Source organism: Sediminibacterium sp. C3 (genome assembly GCF_000508085.1).
Lineage (GTDB): Bacteria > Bacteroidota > Bacteroidia > Chitinophagales > Chitinophagaceae > Sediminibacterium.
In genome coordinates this window covers 572,145-596,825 of the sequence record NZ_KI669560.1, presented here as the reverse complement: position 1 = coordinate 596,825, position 24,681 = coordinate 572,145, and the positions used below count along the sequence as shown (strand labels likewise).

Genomic DNA, 24,681 nt, shown 5'->3' with positions numbered 1-24,681 from the left:
TCTATTTCTTTTCACAGTATTTTTCTTGAAAAACCGATTTTTCCACTGCTTTTTAGGTTTACTAACAGAATAATGTGCATATTTTTCCACATCTTATTCTACTTGATTTTCCCTTATTTTTGCCTCCCCGTGTACAATCGGGATAAATTATATATTAATTATTTATTATGTCTGTAATTCAAACAATTCGTGATCGAGGCACTTGGATCATTTTTGTAATTATTGCTGTTGCTTTAATTGCTTTTATTCTTCAAGATGGAGCAGGACGTGGTGGTTCTGCCTTTTCAAACAGTTCAGTTATTGCAAAAGTAAATGGTACTACTATTGATAGAGGTACTTTTGAAGAGCGCCTGAAAAATCAGGAAGCCATGTATGCCGGTCAGGGAGCTACCCGTGAACAGTTAATCGGGAATGTTTTTAATATGGAGGTAGATAATATTGTATTAAACCAGGAATTTGAAAAATTAGGTTTATCTGTATCTGCTAAAGAATTAAATGACATTTTATTTGGTGAAAATTCACCTTTGCGTCAGGAATTTACAGATCCTGCTACCGGAGTTTTTAAAGTGGATGATGCAAAAAAAGCATTTGCTCAAATAAAAAAGAGTAAAAATGCAGAACAAGTTAGAATGATTACTGCTGGTTACATTGAACCAACCATTCAGAATAGTCTGAGAAATAAATACCAGAATTTATTATTGCAGTCTGTGTATGTACCAAAATGGTTGGTTGAAAAACAACAGGCTGATAATAATGCGGTAGCCAATGCTTCTTATGTTTTATATCCATATGTAGCAATACCAGATTCAACGGTAAAAGTTTCTGATGCAGATATCAATAATTATGTAAAAAAACACAGTAATGAGTTCAAAAAGGAAGAAGAAACCAGATCTATTGTTTATGTAAACTTTAGTGCTGCTCCTACTTCTGCTGATTCGGCGGCAACATTGTCTCAAATTACTGCATTGAAAAATGAATTTGCTTCAACTACTGATGCTGCTGCATTTTTAGGAAAGGTGGGTACAGAGTTACCTTATTATAATAGCTATTTTGGTGGAAGCAGAATTATGGTAGCGAACAAAGATTCCATTACCCGTTTACCGGTAGGTGGTGTATTTGGTCCATATATTGATGGTAACAATTTTGTTATTGCAAAAATGGTTGGTATTAAGCAGTGGCCCGATAGTGTTTCTGTAAGACATATTTTAATTGGAACCAATGATCCTCAGTCAGGACAAATGGTTCGTGATGATTCAACTGCAAAAAAATTAGTGGATAGTATTCAAACTGCCATTAAAGGAGGAGCCGATTTTAATGGTCTTGTTGCAAAGTATTCTGATGATGGTGGTAGCAAGGATAAGGGCGGAGTTTATGATTATTTCCCTCAAGGTCAGATGGTTATTCCTTTTAATGATTTTGCCTTTGATAATCCTGTAGGATCAAAAGGTGTTGTAAAAACCGACTACGGCTATCATTACATTGAAGTTTTGGGTCAAAAGAATCGTGCTGCTGCCTATAAAATTGCTTACCTGGCTAAACCAATTATCAGCAGTAATGAAACAGTGAATGAAGCCAATACAGCAGCAGCAACATTTGCAGCTTCTGCAAAATCTGCAAAAGCTTTCAATGAAAATGCTGCCAAACTGGCCAAGCCCATTTTGCCTGCAAGTGATATTAAGAAAAATGATTTCACAGTTGGCACAATGTCTAATACCCGTTCTTTGGTTAGATGGATTTATGAGAATAAAGAAGGAGCAGTATCTGATCCTACAGAAGTAGGTGATCAGATTATTGTAGCCATGATCAGCGGAATTAATAAAGCTGGTTTAATGAGTGCAACCGAAGCAAGACCATTGGTTGAAGGAATTATCAGAAATGAAAAGAAAGCCAAAATTATCATTGATACTAAGTTAAAAGGTAGCACACTTGAGGAATTAGCAAAATCTTCCGGTACTTCTATTCTTAGAGCAGATAGTATAGCGTTCAACGCTGGTTTTGTAAATGGTGTAGGCAACGAACCTAAAATGGTAGGTGCTGCTTTCAACAAAGCAAATGTTGGAAAAGCTTCTTCTTTAATTGCCGGTAATTCCGGTGTGTATGCGGTTAAGGTTGAGAATATCGGTGCAAAAGCTGCCGATGCCTTACCTGAATCTGTAAAACAAACCTTAATACAAAATAGAAAAATGGCTGCTTACAGAAGTGTGGAAGCACTTAGAAAAGCTGCAACTGTTAAGGATAATCGTTTTGATTTTTATTAATCGTTAAACTGACAAATAGAAACCCACTCCATCGAGTGGGTTTTTTTTGCGCCTCTCGTAAACAGGATACAGTGAAACTTTCTAATTTTATGCTGTTATGGAACCAATTGTTAACAAAGTAGAACAGAGTGGCATTATCAGCCTTGATCTGGAGTCTTATTTTTCAAAGGACCCGATTAAGGTTTTTGATTTAAAAGAGTATCTATTCATGGGTCTAATCTTAAAAGAGAAAGATTTCAGGGCTGCTTTATTAAATACCGATTGGAACGAATATAAAGATGTGCATGTTGCCATCACCTGCAGTGCGGATGCCATTATTCCTATGTGGGCGAATATGCTCGTGGCTGTTTATTTAACTCCGGTTGCTAAGTCTATACATTTTGGCAATGAAGTTTCTCTACGCGAACACTTACTGCTGGATGCACTCAATGGTATTAACCCGTCTGATTATACGGATCAACGTGTTGTAGTTAAAGGATGTGGTGAAGATCCTGTACCAGCTTCTGCTTATGTAAAAATTACCGCATTATTAAGACCTTTCGCCAAAAGCATTATGTATGGTGAGCCCTGCAGCACCGTACCCTTGTATAAGAAGAAGTAATTAGATTTTAACTATCCGGCTGTCTTTTTGAAATTGTTTCAAATTGTGCATCATAATCTTTTCTGATGGTTCCAAAAATGCGGTCCCATATTAAAGTGTACAGTCCGTAATTTCCTTTAAAATACTGATGATGCTGATTGTGGTTTACCGAAGTATTAATCCATCTTCCAATCCATGTTTTATTAAAACCTTTTGGATACAATTCATATCCCAGATGACCATATACATTGTAAACAATGGAGAAAAGAAAGAAAATGGCTAAATGACTTATATGAATGGGTAGGGTAAAATAAAAAATTACAACAATTCCTTGCTCAATGATGGCTTCCAGGGGATGAAATGCATATGCAGCCCAGGGAGAGGGATTGGTTGATTTATGATGGACCAGATGAATATATTTAAAAAGAGATGGGTGATGCATTATGCGGTGCATGATATAGAAATACAAATCATGCATAATAAATAGTATAGGAAAAACACTGAAATAATAAAACCATCCGTATTCACTTATTGATTGATACCTGGTAGTATACATTACAATAGCGGGACTGTTTAGAAATACTATAATAGAACTAAAGATGAGCATAGTAAGCAAAGAATACCCCAATTCCCTTTTAAAGTCACTGTTTGCCGGAAACTTTTGCTGAATTTTCCTGTAAAAAAACATTCTTCTGAAAATCACATAGAAGATTAAAAAACCACTCAGTGCAACGATAAAATATCTGCTGCTGATTTTCTGAAATGCTGCAAAGTAAAATTCCCAGTTCATATATTAATGTGCTTCTAACCAGTTATTACCTCTTCCTACTTCTGCTTCAACAGGTACATCGTTGGGTAGGGGAAGTGCTGATACCATGCAATCAATAATTAATTTTTGAAGTTGATCTGCTTCTTCTATTACAGCATCAAAAACCAATTCATCATGCACCTGTAAAATCATTTTAGATTCCCAGTTTCCCTTTTTCATCTCTTGATGTATTTTAATCATGGCCATTTTAATCATGTCTGCGGCAGTTCCCTGAATGGGGGAATTGATGGCATTTCTTTCAGCAAACCCCCTTACGGTAAAATTGGCACTATGAATATCTCTTAACCAGCGTTTTCTTCCCATGAGGGTCTGAACAAAATCATTTTCTTTGGCAAAATTGATCTGATCATCCATGTATTTCTGAATAAAAGGAAACTCTTTCTTGTAGTTACTAATAATTTCCTGTGCTTCTTTTCTGCTGACGCCTAAATTTTCGGCCAATCCAAATGCTCCTTGACCATAGATGATACCAAAGTTGACGCTTTTTGCCTTGTATCTCATTTCCTTGGTTACTTCAGATTCCGATACTCCATATACTTTGGCTGCTGTTGCAGTATGAATATCTTTTCTTTGTTTGAATGCTTCACACATATTGGGATCACCGCTGATGGCAGCAACTATCCTCAACTCTATCTGTGAATAATCAGCACTCATTAAAATTCGTCCCTTCTCCCGTGGAATAAATGCTTTTCTAATTTCTCTTCCCCTGGCTGTTCTGATAGGTATATTCTGTAAGTTGGGATTGTTGCTACTTAGTCTTCCTGTAACAGCAACTGCTTGCGCATAGGATGTATGAACCCTGCCTGTTCTGGGATTAATCATTTCAGGTAGTGCGTCAACATAAGTTGATTTTAATTTGGTCAGTTCTCTGAAACCAAGAATATCATCTACAATTTTATGTTCACTGGCTAATTTTAATAATACATCTTCTCCGGTTGCGTATTGTCCGGTTTTTGTTTTTTTAGCTTTTGGATCTAATTGTAATTTGTCGAATAAAACTTCACCCAATTGTTTGGGTGATGCAAGATTAAAACGGACACCGGCTTGCTCATAAACATTTTCCTCACATTTTTTTGCTTCCCTTTCTAATTCTTTACTATAGTCATTTAAAAAGGATTCATCTATTTTAACACCCTCATATTCCATATCAGCCAATACCCTTACCAAAGGATTCTCTACTTGATAGAATACTTTTTCTACCTCTTTTTCTTTTAATAGTGGAGCAAAACAATGTTTAAGTTGCAATGTTATGTCAGCGTCTTCTGCCGCATATTCTTTTATTTTATCTATTGCAACATCGCGCATATTACCCTGGTTCTTTCCTTTTTTTCCAATTAATGTTTCAATGGAAACCGGTTCATATCCGAGATATTGTGCACTAAGCAAATCCATACTTCGTCTACCTTCCGGCTCAATAACATAATGAGCAAGCATGGTGTCGAACAGACTACCTTTTGGTTCAATACCATACCATTTTAAAATCAATAAATCGTATTTTATATTCTGTCCAATCCAGCAAATATTTTCATTATTAAAAAGTGATTGTAACAACTTCAGTTTTTCGTTTACTTCTTTCTGATTACTGGAGAATGGAATATAATAGCCTTTATTTTTCTCAAAAGAAAAACTCATTCCAACTAGTTCTACATTATTGGCATCTGTGCCGGTTGTTTCTGTATCAAAACAAATTTCTTTTTGTTGAAGCAATAATGAAACTACCCCTTTTAGTTGTTCTTCTGTTTCAATTAAAGTATATTCATGAGCAGTGTTTTCTATATTTTTTTCGGCTACCAATCCATAACTATTATCTTCATCTATTACCTGTTTTTCAACCGTTTTTTTCTCTTCTACTGCATTTCCGAACAGGTCTGTTTGTACAGCAACGGGTGCTGCCTGAAAAGCATTAAAAGTTTCACCAAGTATTCTTTTACCCAGTGTTTTAAATTCAAGCTCAGTAAATACCGCATTCAGTTCTTCTCTGTTCCAGTCTTTTAGTTTATAATCTTCTTCATGAAATTCTACTGGTACATTGGTTATTATTGTTGCTAGTTTTTTACTGATAATAGCTGACTCTTTTCCGGCCCTTACTTTTTCTCCCAAAGCTCCTTTTATTTTGTCTGCATTTTCCAGTATGTTTTCGAGTGTATCATATTCTTTCAACAATTTAGCAGCTGTTTTTTCTCCAACACCGGGAATGCCTGGTATATTATCTACGGCATCGCCCATTAATCCAAGCATATCAACCACCTGTTCAACTCTTGAAATATCCCACTTGGCACATATTTTTTCGGCATCTAAAATTTCTTCTGCATTTCCATAAGCCGGTGGTTTATAAATATAAACATGCGGGTGAATCAATAACTGACCATAGTCTTTATCGGGCGTAACCATGTATACGTTGTATCCTTTATCGGCTGCCTGCCAGGCCAATGTTCCAATAATATCATCCGCTTCATAGCCATCTATTTCTACCACCGGTATATTAAAACCCCGGATAATTCTTTGTATATCCGGAAGTGATGCCAATAGGTCTTCCGGAGCTTCCTGTCTGTTGGCCTTATAATCTGTAAAATCAGTATGTCTTTCAGTAGGAGCATGTGTATCAAAGCATACCGCAAGGTGTGTAGGTTTTTCTTTATTTATTAAATCGAATAAAGTAGAAGTAAATCCAAACTGAGCATTTGTATTGATTCCCTTAGATGTAATTCTTGGGTTTCTGATTAAGGCATAATAAGCCCTGTATATTAAAGCCAAAGCATCTAGCAGAAATAATTTTTTTTCCATTCAGCTAAGGTAGTAAATAGGTGGTTGCCCTGCTCTCTTATATGTCTTTCAAATAAAAATCCCGGTTACCTGGAAAAGGCAACCGGGACTAAAACTTATTCAACTATGTCTGTAAAAGACCGCCGATAAGCAGGTATATCAGTTTATTTAATACCATATTTATATTTATACCTTTCATACAATTGTTTGTGCTTATCATCCAGTACAATTTTTCTGCCTTGGATAAAAGCCTGCTCAACAATACTGGTATGCATGTCTAGTATATCTCCGGCACTAATGACAATATTGGCGTCTTTTCCTTTTTCAATAGAACCTGTGGTAGCTTCTGTTCCCAGAATTTTGGCAGCATTCAGGGTGATTGCACTTAGTGCTTCTTCTTTGCTTAAACCATAGGTAGCTGCAGTACCTGCGTTAAAAGCCAGATTTCTACCCCTGTTCTGAGGATCATCATCATTGATACAGAACAAAACTCCGGCTTTCTGTAGAATAGAAGGGGCTTTATAAGGCAGATCAATATCATCATCATCCAGGGTTGGTAGATCGTGCATTTGAGAAAGGATAACCCCAATATTGTGTTGTTTCAACAATGGAGCAATCTGCCAGCTTTCTGAGCCGCCAATGATAACCACATTGAAATCAAATTCTTTAGCAAAGTCTATAGCCAGCAACATTTGCTTAACCTGAGATGCATGAACAAATAATTTTTGTTTTTTCTCGAATAAGCTTCTGGCTGCTTCCAGTTTCAGGTTCACTTCTTTTGGTGTTCCAGCCAGATAGGCTTTGGCTTCTCTAAAATAGTTTTTAACTATTTCTAGTCGGTCCAATGCCGCTTTGGTAGGATCAGTGGGTGCCTGTGGCATAAACTGTGCAAATAAAGCACCCAATCTACCACCAGGTCTGCCCAAAAGGCTTGGCATATAAAGATGCATTCCATTATCCATTTTATAAGCCGCATCTTCCCAATGCCATGCATCCAGTTGTACTACGGAAGACTGTCCAGCCAGCAATGCTCCTACTGGTGCCGTATGGGCTAAAAGTATACCGTTCGATCTTAATGTATTCGTAATCTTAGAATCTGCATTGTAAGCAGCAATGGAACGAATACTTGGATTCATTTCACCAATTTCATTGAAATCGTTGGTGGCACGAACCCCTGTAATTTCAGTAAGTCCTAAATTAGAGGCAGGTAAAATCAACCCCGGATATACCTGTTTTCCAGTAGCATCTATTACTTCTGCTCCTGAAGCAGGAACAGTAATATTGGATCCAACTTCTTCAATTTTACCATTGTTTATTTTTATGGTCGCGTTTTCAATAACAGTTCCGTTTCCAACGTGAACAGTACCGTTCTTAATGAATACAACTCCTTTTTGTGCTTTTCCAGGATAGATGGTTTCCTGTGCACTGATTACTCCTGTTAAGAGCAATAATATATTTAGTGATAATACAATCTTTTTCATGTTCAATTTTTTTAGTGGTTGCTATTGTTTTCCAATTCTTCTTCTTCACCAGCTTCAATTTCCAGTAAACCTAATTTATGACCATGGTCTAAACAGGTATGAATGTATTTGTAGCTAGGAGTAAATGGAGCAACAGCTGCCCCGCCTCTTTTTTCACCTACCATTTTATTAATCAAACGCGTACGTTCTGCTTTTACTTCTTTGCGCATAGCTTCGTCTTTTGCTCTGTCAAAAAAGATGGTTCCGTCTACTACAGTATACAATGATTTTGCATAAATGCTCAGTGGATGTGCTGACCAAAGAACCAGATCTGCATCTTTTCCTTCTTTAATACTACCCACTCTATTGTCTACGTGCAACATTTTTGCAGGATTGATGGTAACCATATTTAATGCTTCTATTTCAGAAACACCACCATATTTAACGGTTTTACCTGCTTCCTGATTTAATCTTCTCGCCATTTCAGCATCATCAGAATTGATGGCAACATTTAAACCTACTTTATGCATAATGGCTGCATTGTATGGTATAGCGTCCTGTACTTCATTTTTATATGCCCACCAGTCGGAGAAGGTAGATGCTGCGGCACCGTGTGCTTTCATTTTATCAGCCACTTTGTATCCTTCCAGAATATGGGTAAATGTATTTACCTTAAAACCATATTTTTCAGCTACTCTCATGGCCACAACAATTTCACTCGCCACATAACTATGACAGGTAATAAATCGTTTGCTGTTCATGATTTCAACCAAGGCTTCTAATTCAAGATCTTTTCTGAATGTAGTGGGAACTCCACCTTTTTTCTTGTTATTTGCTTCGTGTTCTTTTTTAGCAGCTTCGTAAATTTTTGCACGGTTAAATGCATCGTTCAATACTTGTTCTACTCCCATACGAGTATCGGGAAATCTAACATTGCCCTGTGTTGAGGAAGAACGTTTTACGTTTTCACCTAAGGCAAATTTGATAAACGGATCTGATCCTTCAAACATCAAACCCTTATCATCTGTACCCCAGCGAAGTTTAATTAATTGGGTCTGTCCCCCAATGGTATTGGCAGATCCATGTAAAATATGAGAACTGGTTACCCCACCACTCAATTGTCTATATATATTTATATCATCCGGATCCAGGTTATCCTGCATTCTAACTTCTGAAGTTACTGATTGACCGCCTTCATTCGTTGAAGCCGATGCAATGTGAGAGTGTTCATCAATTATGCCCGCTGTTAAGTGCTTACCCGTTGCATCAATCTGTTTGGCACCAGCTTCTGACAGGTTCTTACCAATTTTTGCAATTTTCCCGTTCTTAACCAGCACATCTGTACCTTCCAGTTTTCCTTGTTTTTCACTGGTCCATACAGTTGCATTCTTAAATAAGATGGTTTCTTGTTTTGGAATATTTTCTTCGTCGTTACCAAAAGCGGTAAAAGGATAGAAAGACTTTCCTGTTTTGGGTGCAGTCTTTGGTTTGGCTTCTTCTGCTTTTGCAGTTGTAAGGCTAATTTGTTCAGCAGACCAGGTAACTGCATTGCCCAGTGAATCAACACCGGTTCCGTTCCAGGTTTTACCATTAGAATATCCGCTTAATTTATTTGCGTTTGGAGGGAGCGTAGCTGTAGCATTTGCTGCACCGCCCATTCCAGGTCTGCCTGCTCCTGCTGCTCTTCTTTGTTGAGGAGCAAAATTTATTTTTACATTTTTGCCATCATAAGTAAAACGAACCGCCATGGTATCTTTTCCAACCAATGTTGCTGAGTTGTTTGATTTAACTTCTAAACTATATTCTTGTGTTCCCTCTGCATTTTGTACAGTCAACTTATAGTTACCGTTAATGGTATACCAGGCGTCTTCTTTTACAGCATATTTATTACCATTCACCCAATTGTGTAAAATGACTGCTTTTTCAGAAAATACCGGAGCACTGGTAATCATGAAATTGGCCATCTTGCCTTCATCAATGCTACCTACTTTATCATAAATGCCTAACCAGGTAGCTGGTGTTTTGGTTAATGCTTCCATTGCGGCTTTTTCGCTCAATCCATATTCCATTGCTTTTCTAAGATTGGCTAAAAAAGATTTAGGATCTCTTAAATCAGCAGTAGTTAAGCAGAAGGGAATACCCGCTTTTTCTATAGCAGCAGGATTGCTTGGACCTAATTCCCAGTTTTTCATATCGGCCAAAGAAACCAATCTTGCATCATTGGGATCTTCTACATCCTGCGCCTGAGGGAAATTCAGGTTTACAATTAGTGGGGCTTTGGTAGCAGCCACTTCTTTAATGCGTTGATATTCTTTACCGGTTGCTTTAATAATATACTGAACACCAAATTCGTCTCCGATTCTGTCTGCTCTCATTAAGTTCCATAGATCAACCCCTCTATCTTGTGCTTCAAAAATTTGAGGAAGGGTTTGCTGATCGTTAAAATATTTTAAAGTAATATTATAGCCTTCTTTGTTTGCGGCTTCCGGATTGTTTTTATACCAAGCTGCATCATTGTAGGTTTGGCGTAGCAAAGCAATGGATCCCATTAAGGATGAAGGATATGTTTGAGTTGAACTTCCTTTACTAAAAGAATAATGTGCACTTGCCTTGTCTTTTACAATTACAAAGTTTTCTTTTTCGCTAGCTAATGTAACCACGGTTCCTGTTCCACGGGCAATACCATCTCGTTGGTGTGTCAGTACAGTTCCGAATCCTGCTTCTCTTAGTGTTTTAGCTTTGGCATCATCCACACTAAATAATTTGTAAGCATTCACGTCTGTTTTGATTGCCTGGTTCCAGCCATATGCTCCTTTTTGGTTGCTGGTTAATTGAGCGGGTCCACCAAAGCCACCACCTGTTGGACGTTGAACCTGAGGCATTCCATAATCTGAATAGATATCAATAAAGGAAGGATAGATGAATTTGTCTTTGCAGTCTATTACTACTGCATCCTTGGGAATGGACACATTCGTTCCCACTGCAATAATTTTTCCATCTCTAATAACAAGACTACCGTTGGCAATCGTGTTTTGTGCGTCTTTAACAATTGTGGCATTTGTAAATGCATAGCAGCCATCTCTTTTATCTGCCACACCATTTACCGGAAATGTTTCCTGGGCTCGCAACATAGTTGTGAGTACCAAACAAGAAAACAATAACTTCATTTTTCTCATAAGTTAGGTCGATTTAGTAGGATTCTAAAGCTACTAAAATTGTCCCTTTTAAGGAATTTTGGTTTTTTTAATATGATGAATGGATGAAGAGGAATTATCTTCCCATATAAACCATTAGGATTTGAATGTCGCTTGGATTTACCCCACTGATTCTACTGGCTTGTCCCAAAGTAGCCGGTTGAATTTTTTTTAATTTTTGCATGGCTTCATTGGAAAGAGCGGATAGTTTATCATATTCAAACTGAGCTGGAATTTTCATGTTTTCCAGATCGCTCATTTTGTCTACTAATTGTTGTTCCTTTTCTATATAGCGTTCATACTTAATTTGAATCTCGGCCTGTAGTAATTCGTCTTCAGAATATTTTTGTAAACTTTCTGCTAACTCCGGTAAATTTTGTTTCATGTTTTCCAATGTAACATTAGGACGTAGAATTATTTTAGCGGCTTTTTGTTTTTCTGTTAAGGCAGCAGATTGTATGGAATTAAAATAAGGGTTGATTAAATCTGGCTCAACAGCAAAATTGCTCATGGTTTTCTTGATCTCTTCCACATGAGTTTTTTTATCAGAAACCGCTCTCATTCTATCTACTGATGCTAGTCCAATTCTGAAACTTTTTTCTGTTAATCTTAAATCGGCATTGTCTTGTCTTAACAGGGTTCTGAATTCGGCCCTGCTGGTAAACATTCTGTAAGGTTCGTCAGTGCCTTTATTGATAAGGTCATCTACCAATACACCAATATAGGCTTCTGATCTTTGCAGAATAAATGGTTCCTTATTTTTTGCTTTCTGATGTGCATTGATACCTGCTATCAAACCTTGACAGGCTGCTTCTTCATAACCTGTTGTACCATTAATTTGTCCGGCAAAAAATAAGTTGCTGATTTGTTTCGTTTCCAGCGCATGCGTTAATTGTGTAGGCATAAAATAGTCATATTCAATTGCATAACCGGGCCGGAAAATTTTACAATTTTCAAAACCAGGTACCTGACGCAATGCGGCCATCTGTACTTCTTCCGGCAGAGAGGTAGAAAATCCGTTAACGTATATTTCTACTGTATCCCAGCCTTCTGGTTCCACAAATAACTGGTGACGATCTCTGTCTGCGAACCTGCTGATTTTATCTTCAATGCTTGGACAATATCTTGGACCCACTCCTTCAATTCTTCCCTGATACATGGGAGATCTGTCAAAACCTGTTTTCAATAAATCATGCACGGTATTGTTGGTATAAGTAATGAAACAACTTCTTTGTTGTTCAGCCTTAACTCGCGGAACACTCATATAAGAAAAACCAACAATATGTTCATCTCCTTTCTGTTCTTCCATTTTGGAGTAGTCAAGGCTTCTGCCATCTACTCTGGGTGGTGTTCCTGTTTTTAATCTGTCGCTTTCAAAACCCAAGGCAACTAATTGTTCGGTAATTCCGGTCGCTGCTTTTTCAGCTACTCGTCCACCACCAAATTGTTTTTCTCCAATATGAATTACTCCATTTAAAAATGTACCACTGGTAACCACCACAGATTCCGCCATGATTTCATGACCCAGGCCGGTAATGACTCCACAGGCTTTATTGTTTTTAATAATGATCTCTTTTACCATGTCCTGGTAAAAATCTACATTGGGCGTTTTCTCTAACCACTCTCTCCATTTCGCAGCAAAGAGCATACGATCGTTCTGCGCTCTTGGACTCCACATCGCCGGCCCCTTACTCATATTCAGCATTCTGAATTGAATGGTACTTAGGTCGGTAATGATTCCACTGTATCCACCGAGTGCATCAATCTCACGAACAATCTGTCCTTTGGCAATACCTCCCATTGCCGGGTTGCAACTCATTTGTGCAATGGTTTGCATATTCATGGTAACCAACAAAACAGAACTACCCAGATTGGCAGCAGCAGCGGCGGCCTCACAACCAGCATGACCCGCGCCTACAACAATTACATCGTATTTTGAAAACATGGTGCAAAGATATTATAGGAATCCCCCTAACCGAATTTTTTTAGGATTTCTCTTTCTGTAAGAATTGCCTGGGCAGATTCCGTTTCCAGGTACTGCACGTATTCCTCTTTGTTAAAACCAGGTATTGCTTCCAGGTCTCTTATATTGGATTGAATAAACGTCAATTGCTGATCGGTTAATTCCAAGCTCTTATTGTTTGTGATGGATTCAATTTTTGCAATAAACTTTGCTGCCTCCGTAAATCCTGTATCTGCATAGAGCTTTTCAAAATAGGCTTTAGCAAAAGTCAAGTCTGTTGAAGTTCCATTTCCCTCCAGTGAAGCCACCCTTATGTTTAAGAAGTTCCAGCATAGTTTTAGTTCATCCTCCTTGGATGTATCAAAAAAGGAAACAGGAATCACGTGTTCAAATTGCCAGGCAGTTGCAAAGTTCTCCCAGCTTTGGCCCCCTGTAAACTGGGTTTCAAACCATTCCCTCAGTGCTTTTCTGTGTAGTCCAAAGTAAGGGGCATATTGTTCGCTTGGGCTTCCTTCAAGTACAAAGCGCCTGAAGGCAACCTGCCACTTTCTCTTTTCATTCTTATTGTCTGTTCCTTTCATTTCCCAAAGGTAAATGTGATTCGTGGAACACACGTAAAATTGTTTCATGGTGAAACGGTTGCCCGTGGAACAAGGATGTTCCGGTGTGAAACGGGGATTCGTGGAACCTTACTTATTGATCTCCTCACAGCCCAGTTCTTGCACGATAAGTGTTTGATCTCCGTTTAGTTGGAGGGAACCAACCCCCATTTTTCTATAATTAGAATTCAAAAGATTCTTTCGATGGCCCAGGTCGGGAAGGTTGATGTCGAGATAAAGCAAGAGCAGGGAGCTTAATCCCCAACTGTCCTTTCCCAGGGAAATATTTTCTGCCGTACAGCCTCTGTACCCTACTTTTCTCATCCGGTCTCCAAAGCTGGAGCCGTCCGATGAACGGTGGCTTACGCTCCCCCGTTCCTTTTAATATCTTTTGCATGGTCACGGGCTGCTTTACTTAGTTTCTCTTCCGGATCTAAAAATGGAAGGGCATTGGCTTTGTCCAATGTTTCCAATAAGCTATTTGTGTATTTACCCTTTAGTCTGGGCTGTTGCTGTAAATAAGGTATCAGGGCTGAGTCCCTGAATTCTTTTGGAAAAAGTCTGGAATAGTTTACCCAATACATAAATGATTGGGATATGCGGTCTGAAGCCTGAAAAACCGGATTTCGTTCCAGTCTTTCCTTTATTTCTTTCTTGATGGTAATGGTTGGCTCAAAGGGAATATCCGTTAATACTACCTGGCTGTATCCCTGGGCTTTAGTTGTGTATGTTGTAAAAGCGAGATTCAATAGAAAGCAGAAAGCAAAAACAGTCCAGCGCATTGATTATTTTCTTTTGGCTATCATCTGCAAATACTGGTCCTCTTTTGCCCTCATCTCCTGAATTTCACTTTTCTTTTTGTCTTTATAGCCGCAAAGATGCAACGCTCCATGAAAGAGCACCCGTTTCATTTCATTCTCGTAACTAACCCCATGTTGAATGGCATTGTCTTTTACCCGGTCAATACTGATATAAATTTCGGCTTCAATGGGCTGACCTGGCTCCTGTAAACCGAATGTTATGATATCGGTGTAGTAATTGTGCTGTAAAAAATCCTGGTTAATCTTCAAAAGCATTTCATCGGAACAAAAGATATAGTTGATTTCCCCCAGTTCTTTTTTCTCTTTTTTAAAGAGGCTTTCAATAAAGGATTTGAGTCCGGTTTTGTCCGGGAAAATAAATGGGCGATCTCCGCTCCTGAAATTGATTTTAGCCATAGTATTTGATTACTCCAAAATTCGTAACAAAACCAATACGGGAGGGTTTACCTTTATGATATAATTGCGAATATGAAAAGATTGTCTGAGTTATCAGCAGGAGAAAAGGGAATTATCGACTCATTTGAAAAAGACGAGATCTTTATAAAGCTGATGGAAATGGGCTGTGTACCAGGCGAAAAGGTAAAAGTGGAGCAAATTGCCCCCTTGGGAGACCCAATCTCTATTTGTGTTTCCGGTTACCGCCTAAGCTTACGTTTAAGCGAGGCAAATAGTATCTTCGTGACGGAAGATATTTAATAAAACATTGATAATCAGCCACTTAGATGAAAATCGGCCTTTACTTCGGTTCTTTCAATCCTATACATACGGGGCATTTAATTATTGCCAGTCATGTATTAAATGAAACCGATTTGCAGCAACTCTGGCTGGTAGTGTCGCCCCAGAATCCATTTAAACAGGAACATAGTTTGTTGAGTGAGTACCACCGACTACACCTGGCAACGTTGGCCGTTGAAGACGATGAACGTTTGAGAGCTTCGGATATTGAATTCAAATTACCCAAACCCTCTTATACCATTGACACGATGGTATATTTAAAAGAGAAATATCCGCAACACGAATTCACGATTATTTTAGGATCAGATAGTTTTCAGAATATTCATAAATGGAAAAATGCTTCTATCCTTCTGGCCGAATATTCTTTTGTGATTTATAACCGGCCCGGATTTTCTGCAACCATTCCCGATGGTGCAAAAGCGGTGATGCTGGATGCCCCCATGCTTTCTATTTCTGCAACGCATATCCGAAACAATATCAAAGAAGGAAAAAGCATACAGTACCTGGTTCCCGAAAAAGTAAGGGAATATATTGAAGCCAATCATTACTATAAGTAGGCAGTTTATCCATTCATAAAAAACAGCGGTCCAGAAAATTATTCCTACACAGAATACAATAGATTTATTCTCTAAACCAAGAGTATGAGAAAAATATTTCTATTGCTTTCGCTGGCTTTTGTACATGCCGGTTATTCCCAGTCTTTAACGGTCGACTATATTATGCGCGATCCAAAATGGATGGGCACTTCTCCCTCCAATGCTATCTGGAGCCATGATAGTAAAACGGTTTACTTTAACTGGAATCCTCAGAAAAATATTTCCGATTCATTGTATGCATTTGCCATCAATGCAACTGCACCGGAAAAAGCGAATGCCAATATTCTTGAAAGAAACAATGCACTTAGCAACGCGGTGTATAGTGCGGCCGGAACACAGATGGTATATGGTTTTCGTGGAGATATATACTGGACAGATGTAAAAACAAACAAAACAACAAGGGTAACGCAAACAGAAGAACAGGAGTTTAATCCTTCCTTTATTTTAAACGACGAGTGGATTGCATTTAACAAGTCCGGAAACATTTTTGCCTGGCATACCAAATCGGGTGTACTGATGCAGTTAACCAATATTGGTAGCGGGGGGAGTACAACTGGCGGAAATTTCAATCGCTCTTCAGCTCCCATCAACACCCTAACACAGAACGGATGGTTGCAGCAACAACAACTAGATTTATTTGAAGTGTTGAAAGAAAGAAAAGAAAAAAGAGATCTGCGCAATGAGTATCTCGCAAAAAACAGAATTGTTTATAACGATACCATCAAGCGAATTGCCACAGGAGACAAAATGATGCAGGGCCTGCAAATTAGTCCTGATGCACGTTTTGTAACTTATCGTTTGTATCAGGCACCAGCCGGAAACAAACCCACCATTGTTCCGGATTATGTTACAGAATCTGGTTATACCACAGATCTGAATACCAGAACCAAAGTAGGCAACGCTTTGGGCAGGTTTGAATTTTATGTTTGGGACAGACAACGCGATACTTTGATGCTCATTAAAACAGATGCCATACCGGGCATTCAGGATTTACCTGATTACGCAAAAGATTATCCGAAAAGATACGAAGGCAAAAAACCAAGCAGCAGACCGGTTGCCATATACGGACCTTACTGGAATGCAACAGGAACTTATGCCATTGTTGATATCCGTTCACAGGACAATAAAGACAGATGGATCATGCAACTGGATGCGGCTACCGGAAAATTGGTTCCCATCGACAGACAAAGAGACGAAGCCTGGATTGCGGGTCCTGGCATTGGCGGAGGGAATTTCGGAACCAGAATTGGCTGGGTAAACAATGAGTTGTTTTATTTTCAAAGTGAAGCCACCGGCTATTCCCACTTATATATTTATGATACCAAAACACAGAGCAAGAAAGCACTTACTTCAGGAAACTATGAAGTGCAGGAATTGCGCTTAAGCAAGAACAAACAATATTTTTATTTGCTGAGCAACGAAACCCATCCCGGAAAACAAAACTGGTACCGAATTAAAATTGACGGAACAGGAAAAGAAAGAATCACTCCATGGGAAGGCGGCTATGAAGTAAGCATGAGCCCTGATGAAAAATGGATTGCGTATCGTTACTCTTATATTAATAAGCCCTGGGAATTGTATGTGCAGGAAAATGCTCCGGGTAAAAAACCCATTCAGGTTACCAATCTTTCCATGAGCGATGAATTTAAAAGTTACAACTGGAAAGAACCCAAAGTAACTACTATACCAGCCAGAGACGGACAATCCATCTATGCAAGAATTTATGAACCCGCACCAGAAAAGAAAAACGGAGCTGCGGTGTTTTTTGTACATGGTGCCGGTTATTTGCAAAATGTGCATTACTGGTGGAGCAGTTATTTCAGAGAATATATGTTTAATAATTTGCTGACAGATAAAGGATATACTGTAATAGATATAGACTACAGAGCCAGCAGCGGATATGGAAGAGACTGGAGAACGGGCATTTACAGACATATGGGAGGAAAGGATTTAACCGACCACGTGGATGCCGCAGAATTCCTGGTAAAAAATTATGGCATTGATAAAAATAGAATTGGATTGTACGGAGGTTCTTATGGAGGCTTTATTACTTTGATGGGATTGTTTACTACCCCTGATGTATTCAAAGCAGGTGCAGCATTAAGACCTGTAACCGATTGGGCACATTACAATCATGGATATACGGCCAATATTTTAAATGAACCTGTACAGGATTCTATTGCTTATGCAAAATCTTCTCCTATCAACTTTGCGGCAGGTTTAAAAAATCATTTATTGATTTGCCACGGTATGGTAGATGTGAATGTACATTTTCAGGATGTGGTACGTTTATCACAAAAACTAATTGAACTTAAAAAAGACAATTGGGAGTTGGCTGTCTATCCAATGGAAGATCATGGCTTTGTAGAACCCAGTAGCTGGACAGATGAGTATAAGCGGATATTAAAATTGTTTGATACACACTTAAGCAAATAATGTAGAACTGTAATTCATGTTACCAAATCGTGAACGGAAAGTTATCTTAAAGTGAACGAATCATTATCAAATGATTAAGAAGGGCCGCTGGTATAGCGGCTCTTTTTATTGCAGTATAGTTTCGCGCCAGAAAAACTATACTAATTATGAGAAACGGATTTAACACAATGATGATCTCGTTAACACTTTTATTGGTGTTGGCCAGCTCATCCATTGTATTTGCACAGACTACCAGAGACTTGACTGGTACTGTATTGAATGAAAAAGGTGATCCTTTACAAGGGGTAACGGTGGTATTGCAAAACAACGCCAACAGCAGTCAACGAACCACTACCAATGAGAGAGGTGTTTATATAGTAAAGCAATTAACCATTGGAAATAAATACACGATTAAATTTTCATTTGTTGGATTTGCTTCCGCTGAGCAAATCATTACTGTTTCCAAAAACCCACAGCAAATGGTAACCAGAATGAAATCGGAGGAGGGTGAGTTGGATGAAGTAGTGGTAACCGCCCTTGGAATTAAAAAACAGGAAAAAGCATTGGGCTATGCCGCACAAACGATGAAAGAATCAGATGTGTTGGATGCCCGATCCAACAACTGGGTAAGTTCCTTATCGGGTAAAGTAGCCGGATTGAATTTGTATTCTGCGGGATCGGGTCCGGGTGGATCTGTGAGGGTTTCATTGAGAGGAGACGCTTCTATGAATCCGGATGGAAACAACGCGCTGATTGTATTGGATGGTGTACCCATGAATGGTGGCGGAACCAGTTCAGGAGTAGGCAATGCTTATGGAGCCGGCTCTGGTTCAGATGTTCCCGTTGATTTCGGAAATGGAATTTCAGATATCAATCCCGATGATATTGAAAGCATCACGGTGTTAAAAGGACCAGGTGCTACTGCATTGTATGGTAGCAGGGCCGCAAATGGTGCTTTGCTAATCACCACCAAATCCGGTGCAAGAAAAGACAAAGGAATCGGCGTAACGGTTAATACTAATGCAAGTATCAATACAGTATTAAGATGGCCGGATTATCAATATGAATACGGTCAGGGTACGGGAAGAGGTTTAAATGCTGCCGGTGAAAAATATTATAGTTATGGGGCTTCTGCTGACGGAGCCAGTACTAGTGGAACCAGTAGTGCATTTGGTCCCAGATTCAATGGTCAAATGTATTTTCAGTACGACCCAACAGTAGAAGGTCAATCTCCAGAAAGACGTCCATGGGTGGCTCAACCCAATAATATCAAAGGTTTCTGGAGAACAGGTTCTACTATTACCAATAATATTTCTATTGAAAGTGGAAATGAAAACGGTTCGGTAAGAGCTTCACTAACCCATTCTAAAAATGAGTGGATCATGCCGAACACCGGTTTTGAAAGAGTTACTGCAGCATTAAGTGTTAGCCAGAAAGTGTCTGAGAAATTGCGCTTTGTTTCTAAAGTAAACTACACGAATAAAACCAGTGACAATTTGCCTGCAACTGGTTACAACAACCAGTCGATTGCTTATTTCATGATTTTCCAGAATCCTAATGTAGACCTTAGCTGGTACAGACCCATCTGGAAAAAAGGACAGGAACAAATAGATCAGGTACACCCCTTCAGTAGCTTTATTGATAACCCTTACCTGATTGCGTATGAAATGACCAATGGCGTTAGAAGCAATGCCTTCCTGGCTAATATGGCAGCAACTTACACTTTCAATAGTAAGTTCAATTTAATGTTGCGCTCTGGTATTGATTTTTCCAGTGAAATCAGAAAGCAACAAAGACCCTATTCATCAGCCAATTATTTAAGAGGATTTTATAAGGAACAAAATATTCAGGACTATGAAATCAATACAGACTTCCTGTTATCCTATAAGGATAAAATTGGTTCTGATATTAATGTAACCGCTTCTGTAGGTGGCAATGCCATGAGTACAAAATATTCCAGAGTGGATGCCAGTGTTATTGGCCTGGTGATTCCTGGTGTTTATATGTTGAGCAATGGAGTAGGAACACCAGAAGTAGTGAATGTGGCCAGAAATAAAAAAGTCAACAGCTTATATGGAACAGCGTCTTTTGCTTATAAGAATAAGTGGTTTGTAGATGTAACAGGAAGAAATGACTGGTCAAGCACTTTGCCCATTCAAAACAATTCTTTCTTTTACCCTTCTATTAATACCAGTGTAATCCTGAGTGATATCTTACGCTTACCGGCATCTATTACATTTGCCAAGCTTCGTTTATCTGCAGCTCAGGTGGGTAACGATACCGATCCGTATAAAACCAGCAAATACTATGGTACCAGTCCATTCCCGGGTTCTGGTTCTGTACCAACGCTATTACACAACGTGAACTTTAAACCGGAAATTTCTACCAACTATGAAGCAGGTCTGGATATTCGTTTGTTCAAAAGCAGATTGAATCTGGATCTTACTTACTACAGCAATACTACCCGAAACCAGATCCTTGAAGTTCCAATGGACCCAACAACCGGTTATTCCAGAGCGGTCCTGAATGCAGGAGCAGTTAGAAACCGCGGTATTGAAGTGGTATTAACCGGTAGCATTATCAAGAAGAAAAACTTTAGCTGGACTTCTATTTTAACCTGGGCAAAAAATCAGAACCGTGTGCTAGAACTGGCAGAAGGAATGGAAGGCAAGCAGGATATAGGCTATGGAGGTAATGCAACCATTCAGGCAAGAGTAGGAGGTACAACCGGTGATATTTATGGATTTGGATTTTTGCGTTCACCGGATGGACAGATTGTTTATAATGCCGCAACTGGCCTTCCCGCTCGTCCGCAGGAAATTCAATACATCGGATCTGCGTATGCAGATTGGAAAGGGGGTATCAGAAATGAATTCACTTATAAAAACTATCGATTCAGCTTTTTAGTGGACGGTCAACTGGGCGGTATGATTTATTCTCAGAGTCATCACAAAATGATGGAACAGGGAAAACTAAAATCAAGCTTGCCTGGTCGTGAAGAGAATTATATTATTGGCGTTGGAGTTGTTCAGAACCCTGACAAATCCTATTCACCCAATACTACCAAAGTATTGCCGGTAGATTACTACGGAGATTATTACAGAAGAGCCAATGTTGAATCCAATTCATTTGATGCTTCTTATTTAAAACTGCGTGAAGCAAGATTAGAGTACAATTTCCCTAAAACCCTTTTAGGAAAATCATTCTTCAAGCAAGTAAGTGTTGCGCTTTACGGAAGAGACTTGTTGATGATTTCCAGCTTCCCGGTTTTTGATCCGGAAACCGCAGCATTAAATGGAGCAACTATTTTACCGGGTGTAGAAATGGGTCAATTGCCATCGAGCAGAACCATTGGTGCCAACATCACTGTTAAATTTTAATTGACAAACTAATTGTAATAGTATTTCACGCAACAACAAAAAATTTTATGAAAAATATATTATCTGTTTCCTTATCTATAATGATGCTGCTGTTTGCTGCATCTTGTACCAAGGATTTTGAATCGGTGAATACCGATCCGAATCGTGTTAATAAAATCAGCCCGGGTACTTTATTGAATCCGATTATTTATGAAGTGTCTTCCTTCAATATGCGTAAGGCCGACGACTTTACATTTAACCTGATGCAGGATATGCTGCCCTTCCCAAGTGTGGCGGGAGGTGTTCACAGATATGATATTACAGAAACAGCAGGCAATTCTACCTGGACTACTTATTATCGCTGGTTAACGAATGTGAAGGAAATGTACAATTCGGCAGTAGAACAAAAAGACCCGAATTATCAGGCCATTGCGATGACCTTGAACGCTATGATTTATTCAACACTTACTGATTGCTTTGGTGATATTCCTATGGAAGAAGCCACAAAGGGTGACGAAGGAATCTTCAGGCCAAAGTTTACTACACAGCAAAAAGTGTATGAGAAAATTTTATCGGATCTGGATTCTGCCAACAATTTATATGTAACCACAAGACCCATGGTTTTTGGAACAGATATGTTGTATGCGAATACCGTGAGCAACTGGAAACGGTTTACCAATTCTTTACAGATGCGTTTGTTATTGCGTCTGAGCAAAAGAACCGAAATGGGTTCGCTGGCTAAATTGAAAACTATCATTGACAATCCGGTGAAATATCCGGTGTTTACTTCCAATGATCAGGCGGCTATTTTAAAGTTATCCGGTGTTACTCCCTTTGTTTCTCCCTGGGGCAGGGCCATTGATTTTACTACATTCCGTGCTGCTGGTTTATTTTTCACCGACAACCTGAATGATTTTAATGATCCCAGAAGAGCCAGATGGTTAACACAGGCGAGAAACAAACTCAATAATGCCAATATAGGATACAAGGGTATCCCGAGTGGATATGCAGGAAGCGATAACCAGTTCGATTATGTTCCATCCAATAAAAATATCGCATTGGTTACCGCACCCATGTCAGTGGTGTTGATGAGCTATGCAGAAGTAGAACTCATAAGAGCTGAGGTTGAATTCAGGAACAACAATACTGCAGCGGCAAAAGCTGCTTATGAGAGAGGGGTAAAAGCTTCGGTTGAGCAGTGGGGTGCCGTTATGCCAGCGGATTATTTTACCAATGCAAAAGCTGCATACAACAATACATTGGAGCGAATTATGCTGCAAAAATATTATGCATTGTACTTTACCGATTTTCAACAATGGTTTGAATACAGAAGAACGGGCTTCCCGGTAATGCCAGTGTCTGATGGAATGTTGAACAATAAAATTATGCCTGTAAGATATCGATACCCACCAGCAGTACAGAGTACCAATACAGAAAACTACAATCAGGCAGTACAAGCCATGGGCGGAGACAATATCAATATTAAAGTGTGGTGGGAGAAATAAAATAACAACCAATGAAAAGAAGAAATTTTTTAAGAAATATAGGATTCACCGGAGGCATATTTGCTTTGCCTTCGGTGATGGCCGAAACCCGAAACGCAGGATTCAACAAAGAGGATCAGCTGTTGGTGAGGGGTAAGGTAACAAGCAATGGAAAGGGTATAGCAGGAGTAAGTGTAACAGATGGAATAGGTGTTTACCAAACCAATAAGAACGGAGAGTATGAGTTTGTAGTAAAAGAAAATGCTGACTTTGTATATATCAGTACCCCAGCGGGTTATGCGTTTACACATAAAAATAATATCCCTCAATTTTTTGTGTCCGTAAAAGGAAAGCGTGGAACTTTTTCTCATGATTTTGTTTTGGAAAAATTATCGGTAGATGATCAGCAGCACAATTTTGTTGTGTGGGCAGACACTCAAATGATTTCTGCTGATGATTGTGCACAACTGAAAGCCACAACTGTTCCTGATTTTAAAAAACTGATGCAGCAATACCCGACCAATACCTTGTTTCATGGAATTGGCTGTGGAGATTTGGTATGGGACAAGTTTGAATACTTTAAGGATTACAAAGAAGCCATTGAAATGACAGGTGTTCCATTCTTTAATGTGATTGGAAATCATGATATGGATTTAAATTCCAGAACAGATGATTATTCAGCAGAAACATTCAAGGAGCAATTTGGACCTACCTATTATTCCTTCAACAGGGGCGCTATTCACTATGTAGTTTTAGACGATGTGTTTTTTATTGGAACGGCTAAAAAATACATTGGTTATTTTACGGAAACGCAGTTGGCTTGGTTAGAGAGAGATCTTCAGTTTGTAGCGCCAGGCACAACTGTAGTAGTGAATGTTCATATCCCAACCTATACAGGGGCGCCCAAACGAAACAAAAAAGAAGAGGATTTTGGCGGAACTGTATCTAACAGAAAAAAACTCTACAGTTTGTTGGCGCCTTACAAAGTCCATATCATGTCGGGCCATACCCATTTCAATGAATCCTGGGAGGAAGGCAATATCATGGAACATAATCACGGAACCGTTTGTGGTGCCTGGTGGACCGGCCCTATCTGTGGAGATGGCACACCCAGGGGCTATGGAGTGTATGAAGTAAATGGGTCAGATATTCGTTGGTACTATAAGAGTACAGACAAAGACATCAATCATCAGTTAAGAATCTATCCGAAAGGATATGACAAAAACAATCCTGAAGAAATTGCAGTGAATATTTGGAATTGGGATACCAAATGGAAAGTTGAGTGGTGGGAAGATGGTAAATCCAAAGGGGCTCCAATCCAAAGAGTGGCCAAAGACCCTTGGGCGGTTGAGTTGTATGAGGGTCCTTCGCTTCCGCAAAAACACAAGTTTGTAGAACCTACTTTAACGGATCATTTGTTTTTTATTAAGCCATCATCGGGAGCAAAAAAAATTACCGTACGTGCAACAGATCGTTTTGGAAAATCATTTGAAGAATCCATTCTTCTCTAAAACTGCCTTTGCACACTGGTTATAAGCAGTTGATTTCTGGGGGCAGACATCAAAAAAGGGCACCGTTTTTTAGCGGTGCCCTTGTCAATTATATAGGTTAACGGTTTCGCGAAA

Annotated in this window: 17 protein-coding genes; 8 read left to right on the top strand and 9 right to left on the bottom strand. The window is 39.0% G+C overall.

All coding sequences use genetic code 11. The features are described 5' to 3' along the window. Positions 1–167: 167 nt before the first annotated feature. Positions 168–2,258 carry a peptidylprolyl isomerase gene (locus F777_RS0102735; protein ID WP_026750704.1) on the top strand — a complete coding sequence of 697 codons (2,091 nt, stop codon included), beginning with the start codon at positions 168–170 and terminating at the stop codon, positions 2,256–2,258. A gap of 97 nt (positions 2,259–2,355) precedes the next feature. Then, the gene (locus F777_RS0102730; protein ID WP_026750703.1) at positions 2,356–2,859 is read left to right on the top strand and encodes a DUF2480 family protein; all 504 of its coding nucleotides are present in this window, start codon (positions 2,356–2,358) and stop codon (positions 2,857–2,859) included. Between the two features lie 7 nt (positions 2,860–2,866). Here the strand turns inward: F777_RS0102730 and F777_RS0102725 are convergent, their stop codons facing one another. From F777_RS0102725 to ybeY, 9 genes are all read right to left on the bottom strand, one after another. Beyond that, positions 2,867–3,628 carry a sterol desaturase family protein gene (locus F777_RS0102725; RefSeq protein WP_026750702.1) on the bottom strand — a complete coding sequence of 254 codons (762 nt, stop codon included), beginning with the start codon at positions 3,626–3,628 and terminating at the stop codon, positions 2,867–2,869. A 3-nt stretch (positions 3,629–3,631) separates the two neighbouring features. Beyond that, the gene (gene polA / locus F777_RS0102720) at positions 3,632–6,451 is read right to left on the bottom strand and encodes a DNA polymerase I (RefSeq protein WP_026750701.1); all 2,820 of its coding nucleotides are present in this window, start codon (positions 6,449–6,451) and stop codon (positions 3,632–3,634) included. A gap of 143 nt (positions 6,452–6,594) precedes the next feature. Beyond that, a complete protein-coding gene (locus F777_RS0102715) occupies positions 6,595–7,911 on the bottom strand; it encodes an amidohydrolase family protein (protein WP_026750700.1) in 1,317 nt (438 codons plus the stop codon). A gap of 11 nt (positions 7,912–7,922) precedes the next feature. Further along, positions 7,923–11,066, bottom strand: coding sequence for an amidohydrolase family protein (locus F777_RS0102710; protein WP_026750699.1), 3,144 nt, complete (start codon positions 11,064–11,066; stop codon positions 7,923–7,925). A 94-nt stretch (positions 11,067–11,160) separates the two neighbouring features. Then, a complete protein-coding gene (mnmG, locus tag F777_RS0102705) occupies positions 11,161–13,029 on the bottom strand; it encodes a tRNA uridine-5-carboxymethylaminomethyl(34) synthesis enzyme MnmG (RefSeq protein ID WP_026750698.1) in 1,869 nt (622 codons plus the stop codon). A 26-nt stretch (positions 13,030–13,055) separates the two neighbouring features. After that, entirely contained in the window at positions 13,056–13,628 is a 573-nt protein-coding gene (locus F777_RS0102700) for a hypothetical protein (RefSeq protein WP_026750697.1), read from the bottom strand. 108 nt (positions 13,629–13,736) lie between these two features. Continuing rightward, complete coding sequence (locus F777_RS0102695) at positions 13,737–13,970, bottom strand: CAP domain-containing protein (RefSeq protein WP_026750696.1); 234 nt, start codon at positions 13,968–13,970, stop codon at positions 13,737–13,739. A gap of 38 nt (positions 13,971–14,008) precedes the next feature. Next, positions 14,009–14,428, bottom strand: coding sequence for a hypothetical protein (locus F777_RS0102690; RefSeq protein WP_026750695.1), 420 nt, complete (start codon positions 14,426–14,428; stop codon positions 14,009–14,011). Between the two features lie 3 nt (positions 14,429–14,431). Next, on the bottom strand, positions 14,432–14,863 hold the full coding sequence (gene ybeY, locus F777_RS0102685; protein ID WP_026750694.1) for an rRNA maturation RNase YbeY: 432 nt from the start codon (positions 14,861–14,863) through the stop codon (positions 14,432–14,434). 72 nt (positions 14,864–14,935) lie between these two features. On the opposite strand from ybeY, the gene F777_RS0102680 reads away from it, so the two are divergent. The 6 genes from F777_RS0102680 (at position 14,936) to F777_RS0102655 (ending at position 24,567) form a co-directional block, all read left to right on the top strand. Then, positions 14,936–15,163, top strand: a complete 228-nt coding sequence (locus F777_RS0102680) for a FeoA family protein (protein WP_026750693.1) — start codon at positions 14,936–14,938, stop codon at positions 15,161–15,163. Positions 15,164–15,189: 26 nt separating this feature from the next. After that, entirely contained in the window at positions 15,190–15,759 is a 570-nt protein-coding gene (nadD, locus tag F777_RS0102675; protein ID WP_026750692.1) for a nicotinate (nicotinamide) nucleotide adenylyltransferase, read from the top strand. Between the two features lie 84 nt (positions 15,760–15,843). Next, a complete protein-coding gene (locus tag F777_RS0102670; RefSeq protein WP_026750691.1) occupies positions 15,844–18,234 on the top strand; it encodes a S9 family peptidase in 2,391 nt (796 codons plus the stop codon). Between the two features lie 146 nt (positions 18,235–18,380). After that, positions 18,381–21,593 carry a SusC/RagA family TonB-linked outer membrane protein gene (locus F777_RS0102665; protein WP_026750690.1) on the top strand — a complete coding sequence of 1,071 codons (3,213 nt, stop codon included), beginning with the start codon at positions 18,381–18,383 and terminating at the stop codon, positions 21,591–21,593. Between the two features lie 47 nt (positions 21,594–21,640). Then, positions 21,641–23,077, top strand: coding sequence for a SusD/RagB family nutrient-binding outer membrane lipoprotein (locus F777_RS0102660; protein ID WP_026750689.1), 1,437 nt, complete (start codon positions 21,641–21,643; stop codon positions 23,075–23,077). Between the two features lie 11 nt (positions 23,078–23,088). After that, on the top strand, positions 23,089–24,567 hold the full coding sequence (locus F777_RS0102655) for a calcineurin-like phosphoesterase C-terminal domain-containing protein (protein WP_026750688.1): 1,479 nt from the start codon (positions 23,089–23,091) through the stop codon (positions 24,565–24,567). Positions 24,568–24,681 lie beyond the last annotated feature (114 nt).